Annotated in this window: 12 protein-coding genes; 5 read left to right on the plus strand and 7 right to left on the minus strand. The window is 33.9% G+C overall.

Annotation, left to right across the window (positions count from 1 at the left end; all coding sequences use genetic code 11):
* Positions 1 to 117: 117 nt before the first annotated feature.
* The gene (locus VKJ25_RS16830; protein WP_324237794.1) at positions 118 to 276 is read right to left on the minus strand and encodes a hypothetical protein; all 159 of its coding nucleotides are present in this window, start codon (positions 274 to 276) and stop codon (positions 118 to 120) included.
* Here VKJ25_RS16830 and VKJ25_RS16835 point away from each other — a divergent pair.
* The 3 genes from VKJ25_RS16835 to mrdA all read left to right on the plus strand — a co-directional run bounded on the left by VKJ25_RS16835 (position 269) and on the right by mrdA (position 7,761).
* Positions 269 to 2,845: a hybrid sensor histidine kinase/response regulator gene (locus tag VKJ25_RS16835; protein ID WP_324237795.1), complete on the plus strand. Its 2,577-nt coding sequence runs from the start codon at positions 269 to 271 to the stop codon at positions 2,843 to 2,845. The two genes, VKJ25_RS16830 and VKJ25_RS16835, sit on opposite strands and share 8 nt — an antisense overlap.
* Positions 2,846 to 3,056: 211 nt before the next feature.
* Positions 3,057 to 3,743 carry an N-acetylmannosamine-6-phosphate 2-epimerase gene (locus tag VKJ25_RS16840; RefSeq protein ID WP_324237796.1) on the plus strand — a complete coding sequence of 229 codons (687 nt, stop codon included), beginning with the start codon at positions 3,057 to 3,059 and terminating at the stop codon, positions 3,741 to 3,743.
* A gap of 2,197 nt (positions 3,744 to 5,940) precedes the next feature.
* Positions 5,941 to 7,761: a penicillin-binding protein 2 gene (gene mrdA / locus VKJ25_RS16845; RefSeq protein ID WP_324237797.1), complete on the plus strand. Its 1,821-nt coding sequence runs from the start codon at positions 5,941 to 5,943 to the stop codon at positions 7,759 to 7,761.
* A gap of 1,083 nt (positions 7,762 to 8,844) precedes the next feature.
* Here mrdA and VKJ25_RS16850 read toward each other — a convergent pair.
* On the minus strand, positions 8,845 to 9,195 hold the full coding sequence (locus tag VKJ25_RS16850; protein WP_324237798.1) for a hypothetical protein: 351 nt from the start codon (positions 9,193 to 9,195) through the stop codon (positions 8,845 to 8,847).
* 1,182 nt (positions 9,196 to 10,377) lie between these two features.
* Between VKJ25_RS16850 and VKJ25_RS16855 the strand changes: the two genes are divergently transcribed.
* Positions 10,378 to 10,731: a Dethiobiotin synthetase gene (locus VKJ25_RS16855; protein WP_324237799.1), complete on the plus strand. Its 354-nt coding sequence runs from the start codon at positions 10,378 to 10,380 to the stop codon at positions 10,729 to 10,731.
* 185 nt (positions 10,732 to 10,916) lie between these two features.
* On the opposite strand, the gene VKJ25_RS16860 is transcribed toward VKJ25_RS16855, so the two are convergent.
* The 3 genes from VKJ25_RS16860 to VKJ25_RS16870 form a co-directional block, all read right to left on the minus strand.
* Complete coding sequence (locus VKJ25_RS16860) at positions 10,917 to 11,075, minus strand: hypothetical protein (protein WP_324237800.1); 159 nt, start codon at positions 11,073 to 11,075, stop codon at positions 10,917 to 10,919.
* Positions 11,076 to 11,853: 778 nt separating this feature from the next.
* Positions 11,854 to 13,026, minus strand: coding sequence for a molybdopterin-synthase adenylyltransferase MoeB (gene moeB, locus VKJ25_RS16865; RefSeq protein ID WP_324237801.1), 1,173 nt, complete (start codon positions 13,024 to 13,026; stop codon positions 11,854 to 11,856).
* A 181-nt stretch (positions 13,027 to 13,207) separates the two neighbouring features.
* Complete coding sequence (locus VKJ25_RS16870) at positions 13,208 to 13,663, minus strand: M67 family metallopeptidase (RefSeq protein WP_324237802.1); 456 nt, start codon at positions 13,661 to 13,663, stop codon at positions 13,208 to 13,210.
* Between the two features lie 422 nt (positions 13,664 to 14,085).
* On the opposite strand from VKJ25_RS16870, the gene VKJ25_RS16875 reads away from it, so the two are divergent.
* The gene (locus VKJ25_RS16875; RefSeq protein ID WP_324237803.1) at positions 14,086 to 14,586 is read left to right on the plus strand and encodes a DNA-binding protein; all 501 of its coding nucleotides are present in this window, start codon (positions 14,086 to 14,088) and stop codon (positions 14,584 to 14,586) included.
* Positions 14,587 to 14,675: 89 nt separating this feature from the next.
* On the opposite strand, the gene VKJ25_RS16880 is transcribed toward VKJ25_RS16875, so the two are convergent.
* Entirely contained in the window at positions 14,676 to 14,870 is a 195-nt protein-coding gene (locus VKJ25_RS16880) for a hypothetical protein (protein ID WP_324237804.1), read from the minus strand.
* Between the two features lie 53 nt (positions 14,871 to 14,923).
* Positions 14,924 to 15,819: DNA cytosine methyltransferase (locus VKJ25_RS16885; RefSeq protein WP_324237805.1), on the minus strand; the 896-nt coding region annotated here is incomplete at its 5' end.

A 15,819-nucleotide genomic window follows, 5' to 3' on the forward strand; every position in this document is an offset into this window, starting at 1 on the left:
GTAAGCATTTCCTGCGGAATGCTGCGCAAATAACTATTAGCTATTTGCTCTCAGCAAGAAAAATGAACGATGTAAAATAGACTATCAAGATTAAGTGATGGACCTTTAGCCATACTTTTAAGTCTGAGAGATATCTATTGCTTTTTCTTCTAATACTTTTGGTATAGCAGTTGTTACCACTGTTAAGACATCCTCCAATTTTCTATAGTTACAGCAAGATTTTAACTTTTTAATTCTGACTTCAGCTATACTTTTCCGGAATATTATTATGGCCATTTCATACAAAGCAACCAGGGAAATGCCTAGTTTTCCACCCGCAAAACCCAGTTTAGCTTTGCCTTTGAATAAACTTGAGTTATTAAGTCAGTTATTACAACGGACATCTCAATGTTTAGAAAGCATAGTTATTACAGAAAATATATTTGCCACGACTCAACACCCTACATTTTCAGGGGTCAAGTTTACAGTGGTGATTTCTCCAGAGTTTAATGGACTTTTGTGGGGCAAAATAGTTAAGGACTTATCAAACAGTCAAAGTCAGAATCAAGAAGAACAAAAACAAAATGATGATCTCCAATTTAACTCTTTGAGCTACTCTTTGAAAAGGGTAAATTTGGAAAATTTAATATTTAACGTAGGTCTAACTTTTGACCCAAAAACAATTCAAGTTTTTGTAGAGGAAATTATTAATCAATTAGAGAAAAATCAAAGTCAATCTTTAATTATATCTCAACTTAAATCTAGAATCAATAATCTCAAAGTGAATGATGCTAATATCCAAAGCGAATTTACTTTAAATTTAATAAAAATATTGACTGATAGCGAAAATATAGATTCTATTTTACAGCCTAAAAATTCTCAAAAAACAGATGTTGCTCAGACATCAAATTTCCTCTCAAAAAATAATTCAACAGTTGATACTTGTGGCATCTCTATTCCGAATACTGAATTAACAACAAAAACTAATTTTCCACAAAATAATCAATTATTATTATCAGACTCAGTGTTGAATAATTCCAACTATTCATTAGTAGACAAATTTATTGAGCAAGCTTTAAAAAAACAAATAGAACAAGAAAGACTTCTGAATCAAATTGCCACTCAAATTCGTCAAACTTTAGAATTACCAAAAATTTTATCTACTGCTGTAGAACAGGTAAGAAAGTTCCTAAAAGTAGAGAGATTATTAATTTATCAGTTTCAGCAACCTTTATTATTAACAAATAATATTAAAGTAGTAAATCAAGAAAAAGGTTCTGTAAACTATGAAGCTTTAGAATCTGATAAAATTTATTCTGTCTTAGGTTTAAATGAGTCAGAAAATTGCTTTTTTCCTCCTAATAGTTCTATCCTTGAATATCGTAAAAACTCTATTCATGCCATAGCTGATGTTGAAATAACTTATAGTAAATCTCCGGCTCTACTAGAATTAATGCAGCAATATCAAATCAAAGCAAAATTAGTAGTACCAATTATAGTTGATGAAAAATTATGGGGATTATTAATTGCTCATCAAAATTGTAAACGAGAATGGCAAAATAGTGAAAAAACATTTCTCCAAGAAATTGCAGAACATCTAGCGATCGCCATCTATCAAGTTCAATTATATGCCGAATTGGAACAACAAAAACAAACTTTAGAAAAACGGGTAATTGAGAGAACCCAAGATCTTTATGATGCCCTTAAAAGTGCCGAATCAGCTAATCGTGCTAAGAGTGAATTTTTAGCAACAATGAGCCATGAGTTACGCACTCCTCTTACTTGTGTTATAGGTATTTCTTCAACTCTTTTGCAATGGTCTTATGGCAATAGAGGAGCAAAAATAATACCTATAAAAAAGCAAAGAACCTATTTACAAACAATCCATGATAGTGGTGAACATCTCCTAGAATTAATCAATGATATTCTAGATTTATCTCAAGTAGAAGCAGGCAAAACAGTTTTGAAAATTAGTGAATTTTCTCTATCTAAACTCAGTTATGAACTTTGGCAAAATTTTAGAGAAAAAGCTGAGCAAAATCAGATAAAACTAACTTTTGAACAGAATATAAATCCAGAATTAGATAAATTTACTGCTGACCAAAGGAGAGTTAAACAAATTTTATTTAATCTTCTTAGCAATGCAATTAAATTTACTCCTAGTGGTGGAAATGTTATACTTAAAGTCATCAGAGATCGACAGACAGCAATTTTTCAAGTAGAAGATACTGGTATGGGAATTTATGAACACCAAAAACCACTATTATTTAAGAAGTTTCAACAATTAGATTCTCCTTATAATCGTCAACAAGGTGGCACTGGTTTAGGTCTAGCTTTAACCAAGCAATTAGTTGAACTTCATAGTGGTATTATTGAAGTAGAATCTACGGTTAATATTGGTTCTACTTTTACAGTAAAATTACCAGCACAACCACTTAAATCAATCAATGAAAAACTTAAGCCAGAAGTAAAAAATTCATCAAATACTTTATCTTTGCAAGGTACAGTAGTTTTAATTGAAAAAGAAGAAGATATTGCCACAATTATTTGTGATATCTTAACAGCAGCAGGATTAAAAGTTGTCTGGATAATAGAAGGTTCTACTGCTGTAGAGCAAGTTATTTTGTTACAACCTGTAGCTGTAATCTTAGATGTGAACTTGCCAGGAATTGATGGTTTAGATATTATTCAGCAGTTACACACCACAAACAGCACTAAAAATATTAAAATCTTGGCATTAACTAATGTTAATACAGAAATAAATTGGGAAGATTATTATGCTGTTGGTGTAGATGAATGTTTCTCTAAACCAATTAATCTTGAATATTTATTGAGTAAAATGATAGAATTATTAACTAAAGCATAAATATTTGTACTAATCTTAAATTATAGCCATAAGAAATGATTTGTGAGAAAAAACTTTAGGGGTTTGGTCTCCAAATTCTTTGGCACTGGGGTTGGTTTCCCAACCCCTACAATGAAATATGACAAATCAAAAAGTAAATAAAAAAACTGATTTATCGAGAACCGTAACTCTTACCTGTTCCCTATTCCCTATTCCCTAAAATTGTTTAATTATGACTAACAAAAATCCTCATTTACTATTACCAAAAGGTTTAATAGTTTCTTGTCAAGCTGCCCCTGATTCCCCTTTACATAATCCAGAAATTATTGCCGCTATGGCGCAAGCATCTATAAATCAAGGTGCAGTAGCAGTTAGAATAGATACCCCATCTCATATTCACGCAGTGCGACAGAGAATTTATCAACCTATTATTGGTTTATGGAAACAACAAATACCAGGATATGAAGTTTATATTACCCCTCGTTTTTCTGATGCAAAAGCGATCGCTGAAGCTGGAGCAGATATTATTGCTATTGATGCTACTTCCAGAGAACGTCCAGAGGGAGAAACTTTAACCTCATTAATAACTAAAATTCACCAAGAGTTAGGCAAACCTGTAATGGCAGATATAGATACTATTGAAGCAGCAAAACTAGCAGAAAAAGCAGGTTCAGATATTATTGGAACTACTTTATATGGTTATACTCAATCAACAAAAACAGCAACTCCTCCTGGTTTTCAACTATTAGAAGAAATGATAAAAAATTTAGAAACCCCAGCAATTTGTGAAGGTGGAATAGCAACTCCCGCCATGGCAAAAAAAGCGATAAATTTAGGAGCTTATGCAGTTGTTGTTGGTACAGATATTACAGGAATTGAGAATAAAGTTAAAGCTTATAAAATTGAAATAAGCTCTTAAACGGTAGACTTATAGCCATGACTATTAGAAATAAAAATTAAGCATTTTTTTTGTCTTTATTCTACGTCAATATAAAATAGTCAGGACTGACGCAAACTCTTAGACAATAAACTACCTGTAGAGGGCAAATGCAATTTGCCACTACTCAATGTGGTGGTTCTGCGTAAGTCCTGACAAATTTAATCCTGAGCAAAGATATAGTTAGGGGTTCTATCAGCTATAGTAATCATAATTTTAACAGAGTAAATATTTTCCCCATCTCCTTAGTCCTGTCCTTGGCCAAAAATCTGTACTTTTGCAGAGATTCCAAATAGGTTCTATAAAAAAATTGGAAAAATTACCTTTTCTGGTATAATAACGGTTATATTAACAGGACTTACGCAAAGAAACCCGGTACGATCGTAGATTCTTACTGTTCAAAACAACGATTTCTTGTAGAAACCGGATTTCTGGGTTCGTCTGCGTAAGTCCTGATTAAGTTAATCCCTACTTAACTGAATACCTTTGAAATTCTGTAGGTCTCCAATTTTAGTGTTCCCCTACCTAACTGCAACTAGAAATATCATATTTTAGATAGAACTGCAATATCATGTCCAGATAATTAGGACTTGCTAATTAACTCTGAAAAATTTTACAAATAATTCAATCCAGCCTTTTTGGGTCGAAAAATTTCTAGTTTTCAAGTCCAAAATTTTTAAAATTTTAGACTGATAAGTCATAATTGAAAATGACTAAAAAATAAAGTTTGAAGTCTCCTCTTTCCAGGAGATGAAAAAAATATTCGATTCAGTATTTTCAGCCTTTTACTTCAGTAGAAAATACTGATAATTAATAACTGAAATAACTCCCTAATCTTGGCTCCGTCGCTATCCATTACCAACCTTGATTTTTAAACCTAAAAAACAACGGCTGTTTCCTAGCGTTTAACACTATACAGTGAATTTCATTAAGCTTGTGGTAGAGTTATCACAGGCAATATCCCTATGCTATATCTAAATCAAATTTGGTATTTTCATAGAAAAAACTTTCTCTTCCTTAAATAACTTAAAATACGCTCCTGTTCCTAGCTTCTATACATAACTAATTCCACGGTTTCCCTACCTAAATCTTCCGTCGTTATTTAAGGTTTGTTGATTAAATTTAAAAGCTTTTAGAGATGAAAGTTTTAGTATCATTTTTACCAAAAAAATTACAATCTTTTGATTGCTATGGCTCAAAAATTTGTAACCATTCTGCATCGTCAGGAAACAGCGGTCAGCTATTTATTTTAGTTTGATATCAAAGATTTATTAATTAAGATAAATTGGATATTACTATCAAAGCTGACTTTAAAGATTATATTCATTTCAAGGTATTTTTAACTCTTAGATAAGGTTTGCTGTTTGCGCAGCATTTCCCAGGAATAGCTAACAGATAATAGCTGAATGCTTCAAAAGTTTAGCATTTTGCCCCAATACTAAATCCAGCTTTTACCGAATGAATAATTAATAATTAAATAATTCAATAATTTGCGCCTTAAAGCCTCCCCTTTAAAGGGGAAAAAATCAATTTTTTCCTTTTATTCAATTCTCTTCCTTTTAGGGAGAGGTAATTATCAATTATCCATTATTGAAACACCTTTGATTTTTATAGCTTAGGCTTTTAATAAAAAAGAATTGAGCCAATTTTTATAAAAGGATTTTGATAACCGGATTGAGTATAACTATCTATGGCAGAAAAATGAAGAGACAGTTATTTTGAGCAAAAAATTACGATTTTGGAGTAATTATGACAGAAAAAATAGGGGTGGATTATGAATAACTACTTCTTCTACAACTCCCTGCTTCTCCTAACTCTTAACTACTCCCTATCCTAACAAAAAGACTGTTTCAACAACCCCTATTTATTAACTATTCAATTAATGTTGAATTCAATAAATCCGTTCAGCAATTAATAATTAATAATTAATAATTACCCCTTCTTCAAAGAAGGGCATTGACTAATTATGAAAAATTTTGATTTGTCCTCTATCCAAGGGGAGGCTTCCAGACGTGAATTGTTGAATGAATAATTATTGACTATCAACTCTTAATTATTAATTATTAACTATTAATTATTCGGTAATTCTCCACATAAAAAATGTACACACAGTGGTTAATCTTCCGGAAGGAAAGTAGCGTACCAAGAACAATAAAAATAAAATACTCTATCATTAACAATGACTCAAAATTTTGGTTTATATTCTAAATTTCCTTATGTTCCCAGAAACAACGTTGAGCAAGGTGTCTCAAAACGTCATCGCTTAGTACAAGCACTAACAATGATGTTAGTAATTACTACCTTTATTGGCATCAATGCTTATCGTATAGTGCAATTACAATTAATTCAGGGAGAACATAACCGCGAACGTGCCGAAAATAACCGCATTCGTTTAACACCAGTAGCAGCAAGTCGTGGCACAATTTACGATCGCAAAGGCAGAATATTAGCAAGCAACCTTCTCTCTCGCTCTGTCTATTTATGGCCTCAAGAATACACACCTGAAAAATGGTCTGAGGTGGCAGCAGAACTGAGTACCGTCTTAGACATTCCAGCTACTGAAATTATCAAGAAGTTAGAAGAAACTGGCTATAACTCCCCCTTACCAGTCAGAATTATCTCAAATATAGATCGCATTACTTTCGTAGCATTAGCAGAAAAAGCTGGTGAAACCAGAGGAGTAGAAGTTCGTACCGAAAACGTTCGTCATTATCCTAACGGCAGTTTAGCAGCTCATTTAATTGGATACACTGGGGAAGCAACCAAAGAAGAATTGATAGCTAACCCCAAATATCCGATGGGAATGCTCGTGGGAAAAATGGGAGTCGAACGTTTAGCAAATTCTGAGTTGGAAGGAGTTTGGGGTAATCGTTTGATTGAAGTTGATGCCAAAGGTAATGAACTGCAAGAGTTGGGTGTAGAAAGCCCTACTCCAGGCAAATCTGTAAAATTAACCATCGATCTTGATATTCAAAAAGCTATAGAAAAAGCATTAGGAAATCGCCGGGGTGCAGCAGTTGTCATTAATCCTAAAACAGGGGAAATTTTAGGAATGGCAAGCACACCAACATTCGACCCCAGTATATTTACAGGTAAAATTACCAGCCAGGAATGGCAACGTCTCCAAGGTGCAACTAAACCTTTTTTGAATCGCGCTCTTCAAGGTTATCCCCCCGGAAGCACTTTCAAACCTGTTACTTCAGTAGCAGCAATAGAGTCTGGCAAATATACTCCTGACTCCAAAATTGCAACTGCCAGTTCTGTGACTATTGGTGGTATTAGCTTTAATGAACACAGTGGTGGTTACGGACTAATTGGTTTTCGGGATGCTTTAGCTTATAGCAGCAATACATTTTACTATCAAGCGGCTGTGAAAATTGGTCCCGAACAAATTTCTAAGTGGGGACGAGAGTTAGGTATTGGTGGCAGTATTGACTTAAAGTTACTCGGACTAAATGGTAATCATGGTCAGATTCCTACTCCCAAGGAAAAAGAGACAATATATGGAGAACCTTGGCATATTGCTGATACTGTCACTATGGGAATAGGTCAAGGTTTGGTATTGGTGACGCCTTTAGAATCTTCAGTGATGGTGAGTACGATCGCTAATGGTGGATATCGAGTGCAACCTCATTTATTGGCTTCTCAAACTAATACTAATGCTACTAAGTCAATTAAGACTGGGTTAAAACCTTCTACTATTAATACGGTGCGAGAAGGATTAATTGATGTAGTGAGAAAGGGTACTGGTAGGTGGTTGAATGATGGTAAAATTCCATTGTCTGGCGGGAAGACGGGTACGGTGGAACTTCCAGGACAATCTGATAACGCAATGTATATCGGTTTTGCACCTGCTTATAATCCTGAAATTGCTGTCGCGGTTGCAGTTGAAGAAGGTGGTTACGGTTCTGTAGGAGCAGCTCCTGTTGCTAAAGCTGTTTTTGATGTTTATTTTGGTATAGCCCCTAGCCCTAAGGAGCAGGGAACAGGAGGGGAGTAGGGAACTGAAGATTATCAAGGGTTTTTTGTGTAGGGAAATGCTCCGCAAACAGGATTTATAAATTTCTGCGCCCTTTGCTTCGACTGCTATAATCAAGGAAAATAGATAGGGTTTGCTAAAAAAAAAGAAAAGTGTGGAAAGTGTGGGAAGTAAAAAGGAAGTATGAGGAATAATTGTTCTTTGATTTTTCTACCCTTGGTTTCCCTAAAACCCTATTTCTCGGAAACTCTACTTTTTGGTAGTTTGAGCTAGAAAAGCTGCAATTTTTCAATCAGGAAAAAAGCTATATTTTTTATATGTACAGGACTTACGCAAATGTACTATATGTAGATTTAAAAAAAACTATTGCGTATGGGGTTTTAAGCACTATATCTAGGGTCACTGTTTCAGCAATTAATAATTATAGCACTTACGCATGAACGCTATTGGTAGGGTGTGTTTTGCTGCGCGACATGAAAAGCGTAGCGTCACGCACCAAAACTCTATATATAGTGCTTTTCCGTAAGTCCTGAATTGATAATTACCCCTTCTTCAAAGAAGGGGATTGACTAATCATGAAAATTTTTGATTTATCATCTATCTAAGGAGAGGCTTCCACCCGTGAATTTTTGAATAAATAATTATTGACTATCAACTCTTAATTAGGGCTTGTTGAATTATTTATCAAAGTGTTTACGGGCATTGCTTTTAGCATTTATAGATACTAATAAAGTACCAGCTTTTAAGTGATTCCAGCTTAAAAATCTAGGATTTTGGGCAAGACTAGGGGTAAAAAAAATAGAGTAAGATTCTTCTGGCTACCTCTTCTATGATTCTTATTCCTCCTAGATTCCAGGATTGCTGGATTCTGGCTTCTCTCCTCAAATAAAAAACTGAAGAAGCCCAAACTCTAATTATTAATTATTAACTATTAATTATTAATTATTCGGTAAGTCCTGATGTAAATACTTTTAGATTTAATCAACAAGCCATAAATAAACTTAAAAACCCGGTTTCTAGGAGAAACCGGGTTTCTTTTTTTTTAGTTGTTTCAGTTCGTACATATTAGAATTTCGGGCAAACAAAAACAGAAAAATTAAATAGCTATCTATGAACTTTTCGCTTAGTTTTATTATGCCAATAAGCAGTCATAATTTTAGGATTTGGCAATCCATTAACACACACAACTCGCAATCCTCGCAGTACATCTATAAACCTATTATAAGGAGTTTTGCGTAAATTCTTATCAGTCAAAGTATAAGTTATAGCTCCATAACTAAACTGTCTACTTCCATAAACAATAGCAACTTTAATCATCGGTAAACTAATAGCGCGTTGTTGTTGTCGTCGTTCTAAATGATTAATATCTTTAGGATTATGTACTGCCGAAATAGAACCTAATTTTTCAACAATGTTTAAGTCATGTTGAAAAACTAAACTGAGTTGATGATTCATATTTATTGTCCCTCTTTAATAAACTTACAAAGAAAATCACAAGCAAAAATTTAACAACGGTTGAATTTAATTAAAGTCTAGAAATAGACTAATTAATGGATAATGAAAAATATAGAAATTCTTGACTGTTCCCTCTCTTACTCAGTATTTCACAAGGGAGCTATCGTCATATCTCTAATTATCAGTTATCCATTGGCAAATGTTCTGAATAAATTTTCAGAGGGATGAAAAATAAATCCTGATAAAACTCACAGATAAAATAAATAGATTTTTTATCCTTCTAATAAGCAAAAGGATGAATTTATTTTTCTTCAGAAATAAAATTAGGGTTTGCTGAAAAAAATTTTATGAGTAAAAGCAGAGAATAGATAATGGGCAGTAATTTGACTGTTCATCTTTCTCCATTTTCTGGCACTACCTACAAGAAAATTCAGCACTGAAAACTCTGAAAATTATGGGTTTATAGATTTATTCAAGAACTCCTACTGAGACTACTAAATCTAGCTTAACAAACATAACAAAAACCTACAAAAGTGCTGGATTATGCTACACTCTGTAGTCGCCAAAAATCCGCCAGTCGTTGTTGCCATTGATACCAATACTTCATTTCAGTTATCAGTTATCAGTACCTCATAATGGAAAACATGGCCTTCTATGAGTTGAATTTTGTAAATATTTTTTAATAAAGGTAAAATATTATGCCAATATGTTTCGATAGCGGAAGAACAGGAGATGGGTTGATCTTGGAGGTAGTTAGGACTTACGCATAAACGCTATTAGTAGTGGACTGTTTCATCTAAAATGGTGCATTAGGGAGTAGGGGAGTAGGGGAGTAGGGGAGAAACATTTTTGTAACCTACAGCTATTGCACCATTTAAGGTGAAACAATGCAGTAGGGTGCGTTAGCGAAGCGTAACGCACCAATACACCATATATAGTGTCTTTGCGTAAGTTATGGTAGTTTTGGATTTGTTGATGGATCAGAATGCCACGTTTTCTTGAAGATTGAGAGATTTGGTTAGCTTGAGTGTTGCATACTTTAAATGCTGAAACCAATGCCCGTAAACACTTTGATCAATAATTCAGCAAGCCCTAATTACTGTTAGTTGACGGCTGTTTGAGCAACATTCCGCAGTAAATGCTTACATTAATATTATCAAAACTACTAACTAAATTTTTAATATGGATTATGAAACCGCCCGTCAATTTCTGATTGACCAAGGAACTGCCCTAGAAACTAAAATTAACCCAGATGCTTTTCTGATGCGTCTCGAACAAGGTAAACCTCCTATTCCTGGTCAAGTAACTAACATTTTGTTAGCTCTAAAAATTTGTTTTCAAACATTACAAGGAGACCCACTTTTAGACCGAGAATTAGTTACCGGATTATATTTATTAGCAATGGAAAGTCTCAAATTATTTGAAACAGGTAGACAAAAAAGAGTTATGTGGCCACCACTTTTAAAAGAAGATATTGAGCGAATTACAATTGCGGTGAAAAATATATTTTCTGGAGTTTGGTCTGAAGCAAAATGATTAAGCATTTAGCTGTCAGCTATCAGCTATTACTGTTGCTGTACTTTCTGAAACAAAAGTTAAATTCTACTAAAAAAAAAGAGGATTCTTATTGCTGATAGCTCTAGGGAAGTTAACATTTTTTTTATACAACTTCCCTAAAATGCTTACCAAAAAATCAATTTTATCCCGTTTTTTAATCACAATTATTCAGATAATTTATGGAAATCCTTTTTCTCAGCAATACTTTCTAGAGATGCCAAAACTTGAGGTAATTCTGCTAAAAAATTTGCTACTATTTTTTCATCTTGACAACCTATACTCTTACTTCTCTTAACTTCTTTTTCTGAAACTTTATAACTCATATAATTTATGAAAAATAATCAAATCTAATTTAGTAAACATTCAGGATTCAGCTATCAGCTATCAGCCTTGAATTATTAACTTATTATCACACTAAAGAAGGAATTAGCCTAATAGCGAAAAGTAAAAATTATAAATAAAATTGGTCATCAACTAACCTTAGAATTGCTTGATTTTTGAAAAAAGCTAAATGCTATTTGCGAAACATTCCTTAGGAAATTCTAATAGTTGAATCCTTACCTAACTTATTGTCAAACTAAGCTCTCTTCTAACTACCAAAATAAAGTTAATCTACAACTAATTTTCTCAACTGATATTCAAAATTAATCTAAACATTCAGCATTCAGCAGTCAGCTATCATCAGAGTGTTTTTAGTTAGTGATAAAAGCAATATTTAATAGAGAAACGAAAAATCTTGCTAAAAAAGTCAGCTCTAAAGTCTATATTCATTTAAACTTCGGTAAGCATTTCCTGCGGAATGCTTACAAATTAATTAGCAGATAAAGGTCAGAAGGGAGAAGGTTTTTTATAGCTAATTTAATTAGCCTAATTGATATAAATTTCAGCTTTTCTTATTCCCTCTACCTTCTTCCCTCTGATGAATTAATGTAAACTTTCAGCTATTAACTTTAGAGGATAAATTTAATATTTGGTAAGGTTTAGTCTCCAAACCTTACCAAGATTGAAGCTTTTGCCAATATTGATTTTATTTATCCTCCAAAAGTGGATTTCATATTAATAGCTGAAGTGCTGAGGTGCTAATAGCTGAATGCTTATTAATTAATATTGAGGCACGGAAGAATCTATCTCCTGACTCCAGGCAATAATACCACCTTTAACATTAGTACCCTCAATACCATTTTCCTTCAGAATACCTAATGCTTTAGCCGCTCGCCCACCCATCTTACAATGAACAATTAAACGATGACCATTCATTAATTCCTTAACCTTTTCCACCCCAGAACCCTGCTCAATATCTGGCAGTGGCACTAAAACAGACCCAGGAATTTTTGCAATTTCATATTCATGGGGGTTCCGGACGTCAACTAAGACAAAATCATCTGCCCCACTATCCAATAATTGCTTGAAATCTTGAACCGTCATTTCTGGAATAGCCATCTTATTTTCTGCCTCCTGTGCTTTAGCTTGAGGAATACCACAAAACTGCTCATAATCAATCAACTTTTCAATCACTGGTCTTACCGGATTAGGACGCAGTTTCAATTCCCGGAAAGTCATATCTAGAGAATTATAAAGTAACAACCTACCACTCAAAGTTGTACCTTTACCCAAAACAATTTTAATAGTTTCCGTCGCTTGGATAACTCCTATCATCCCTGGTAAAATTCCTAATACACCACCCTCGGCACAAGAAGGAACCATTCCTGGGGGTGGGGGTTCCGGATAAAGGTCGCGGTAGTTAGGTCCACCTTCATAATTAAACACCGTTGCCTGACCCTCAAAACGGAAAATTGAACCATAGACATTAGGTTTATTCAACAGTACACAGGCATCATTAACCAAATAACGAGTCGGGAAATTATCCGTACCATCAACAACAATATCATAAGACTTGAGAATGTCTAAAGCATTTTCAGAACTTATCCTGGTTTCGTAAAGGTCAACCTGACAGTGGGGATTAATTTCGTGAATCCGATTTTTCGCAGATTCAATTTTTGGCTTACCCACCCAGGAAGTACCATGAATAACTTGTCGTTGTAAATTGGAATGATCCACAATATCGAAATCTACGATGCCAATATTTCCAATTCCTGCTGCTGCCAGATATAACAGTAGTGGAGAACCAAGACCACCCGTACCGATACATAGAACTTTGGCTGCCTTAAGACGTTTTTGACCATCTAATCCTACTTCTGGTAGAATCAGGTGGCGCGAGTAACGTTGATACTCATCTGTATTTAACTGGATTGTTTCCAGATTTGGATTTAACATAGCAATTTAAGTCTAATTGTTTAGAGAAATTTTTTATAGCAAGGAACAGGAAACAGGGAATAGGGAATAGGGAACAGTTTTTTCTAGTCTAAGTCCGTTATCAGTCCATGTCCTAATCCCCTTGTCGGTTGCTATAACATCCCAAAATTATCTACATTAAACCTGCTATCGAGGTTATTGCTTATCTTTTAACAATTTCTTCTGGTTGAAACTGATGATTACTGTCAAGAGACCAACAGAGAAAGTCAGTAGTTTTGCCTTTTTCCACCGAGAGGATAATGTAGGAATATTCTGGCCAGGCGTAAATACGGTCAAATTCTGAGGGGATGGCTGGATGGTCTGGGTGAGAATGATAGATGCTAATGATGGAGAGGTGGCGGTCTCTGGCAGATTTCATGGCTTTCAGCATTATTTCTGGCAGAATAGCATATCTTCGTTCTTCTGTCAATTCTTTTTGTTCCGGCCAATATTCATCTGCTTCTGTTTGCCAGGCATTTTCAGCAGGCCAGACTTCGATTACTGTTTTTGTCTGTTGGTTTTGCTGACCTAATATTAGGCCACAACATTCATTAGGGTAAGATGTTTCGGCGTGGGTAGAAATTTTTTGGAAGTGTGAGGAGGGGATTATTAAAGGCATTTGTTTTAAACAAGGGAGAAAAAAAGGAAAAAGAAAGTCAGATATAGCAATGAGTGTTCAGGTATTTATAACGTCCAGATCAAAATGCAGTCTAGAAAAGGTGTACAAAAAATAAAGTGTCAATATGCCAGCACAGATTGCTATAATACTTGAACCCATCTAAACTATATCATGACTTACACAGTAGGTACTATCTATGGAGTTAAAAAACTATTCCGCTATAGTTTTTAGCACTACATATAGCGTTTATGCGTAAGTCCTATATATGATTGAACCTATTTTATTTTGCTGAACAATTTACTATCAAAGTTAATAGTGAAAAATAAAAAATTGGAAAATTAAAAATTATTCCCAAATTACATCATTTTGCTTTGATAGCGAATACTTACCCTGTCTACCTTTAATCTATTCCGAAACAGTTTATGAAAGATATAAATACTGAAACTAAACAAGATAAAGTTGGTACAACAGAAGCAGCTTTTCTCCTAAATATTTCTGCTCGCCGACTCGGGTCACTTCTCAGACAAGGTCGTGTGATAGGAGCAAAAAAAGTGAAACGCTTCTGGTTAATTCCTTTGAACAATAAAGGAATGCCAGAAATTATCCCTGGTAGCCGAGGTCCTGAAGGCACTTGGAATAAAGGACAGCGTACAGGCAATACTTTTATTCATGTACTGCGAAGAGAAATCGACTATAACCGAGACCACGGTACATCTCTTCCAGCTATTTCTGTTAAACAAGGAAACAGAAACGATAGCTGTCACGCAGTAGAAATTCTGGGAAATTGCAAAATCGTTTATCGACCTCATAAACCTAACAAAAGTCAAGCAGGTGGTGCCCGCCTCTGGATTGAGGTTGAGCCTTATGTTAAAATTATTCGCAAAATTTTCCGAGATATAGAACTTGAGGAAGAGAAATCTTAAAGGTTTGGTTAACTTTGAATCTGATTTTTTAGCTTAACTAGATTTTTCTGCATATCTATATAACATTCGGTGTTGGCTTCTTTGATTTTTCAGCTAACATTGCAAATTGTCATGGAAATAATTCGGGTATTTGTCTTAGTGGCAAATTTCCTCAAAATATTTTTTGACAGTAGGTGAGCGATCGCCTCTTTAACGAAGTTAGAAGTCAGAAGTGATTTTTGTAACGGGGATTTCTTTACTTCCTTAGCTTTATCTCTCGTCAAATTATATCCTGATAGTGTCAATAATTATTTTTGTATGTGGCTGAATCATATATTGGATTGATATAGAGCTAAATCTAACCAATAAAACCTAACAATCTAACTAAAGATTTAGCCAAATAATAAACTACTGGAATAGATACAGTATTTCCAAATTGTTTCTTAGCAATATTCTCTCGACTGTGCGCTCTAAACCAATTAGGAAAACCTTGTAACTTAGCACAATCTTTTGCAGTTATATACCTATACTTTTTCTGCAGATAAATTTCCTGGATAAATAAAGATTTATACTCTTCTGGAGTTTCTGCATTAATAGAAACTGTAGCTATACAATCTTTTGTACCTGTAGCAGTTAAAGTCGGCACAATTTCTGAATGAGGTAAAAATATTCTATATATGCCATTAATTCCCGATGAATTTTTAGAATTGACAAATTCATAACCCTGTTCGGCAATATAACGAATAATTTTCTTCTCTACTAAATTATTCAATTCTTGTATTTGCAAATTATCTATTAATTCAGATAAATCTACAAAAGATAAAGGATTACCATCTTTAGTTCCGTACTTTTTTTTCCGTCTATTTTTGAGAATAGTTTCACAAATCAACTTTTCTCTTTTAGTTGTCTTAATCAAATCCCAAGAATGAATAGTTGTATGACCATTTCTCGTATCACAAAAAACAAAAAAATCATTCAACTCATCCTTTTTCTGAAATTTATTCCTAGATACTGGAACATTGCCATTAAACAAAATATCTGGTGATAATTTTCTCTTTTGAATATCAATATCGCTCTGGATATCGTCAATAAATTCAAAAAGTTTAACTTGTAAATTCAATGGTTCGGGAAAAGAGAAATTATCTATATCTAAATCTTTCCTAATTCCGACAATAAAAACTCTTTCTCTATTTTGAGGCAATCCAAAATCAGCAGAATTAAGTAACTGGTAATAAACACGATAACCAATATTTT

Source organism: Okeania sp. (genome assembly GCF_035285525.1).
Lineage (GTDB): Bacteria > Cyanobacteriota > Cyanobacteriia > Cyanobacteriales > Microcoleaceae > Trichodesmium.

Excerpts from the sequence above, each read along its gene's own strand:
- VKJ25_RS16875 (WP_324237803.1), top strand. The coding sequence starts at position 14,086 with ATGAAAGATATAAATACTGAAACTAAACAAGATAAAGTTGGTACAACA.
- VKJ25_RS16850 (WP_324237798.1), bottom strand. The coding sequence starts at position 9,195 with ATGAATCATCAACTCAGTTTAGTTTTTCAACATGACTTAAACATTGTT.
- VKJ25_RS16840 (WP_324237796.1), top strand. The coding sequence starts at position 3,057 with ATGACTAACAAAAATCCTCATTTACTATTACCAAAAGGTTTAATAGTT.
- VKJ25_RS16870 (WP_324237802.1), bottom strand. The coding sequence starts at position 13,663 with ATGCCTTTAATAATCCCCTCCTCACACTTCCAAAAAATTTCTACCCAC.
- VKJ25_RS16855 (WP_324237799.1), top strand. The coding sequence starts at position 10,378 with ATGGATTATGAAACCGCCCGTCAATTTCTGATTGACCAAGGAACTGCC.
- VKJ25_RS16835 (WP_324237795.1), top strand. The coding sequence starts at position 269 with ATGGCCATTTCATACAAAGCAACCAGGGAAATGCCTAGTTTTCCACCC.
- moeB (WP_324237801.1), bottom strand. The coding sequence starts at position 13,026 with ATGTTAAATCCAAATCTGGAAACAATCCAGTTAAATACAGATGAGTAT.
- VKJ25_RS16860 (WP_324237800.1), bottom strand. The coding sequence starts at position 11,075 with ATGAGTTATAAAGTTTCAGAAAAAGAAGTTAAGAGAAGTAAGAGTATA.
- mrdA (WP_324237797.1), top strand. The coding sequence starts at position 5,941 with ATGACTCAAAATTTTGGTTTATATTCTAAATTTCCTTATGTTCCCAGA.
- VKJ25_RS16830 (WP_324237794.1), bottom strand. The coding sequence starts at position 276 with ATGGCCATAATAATATTCCGGAAAAGTATAGCTGAAGTCAGAATTAAA.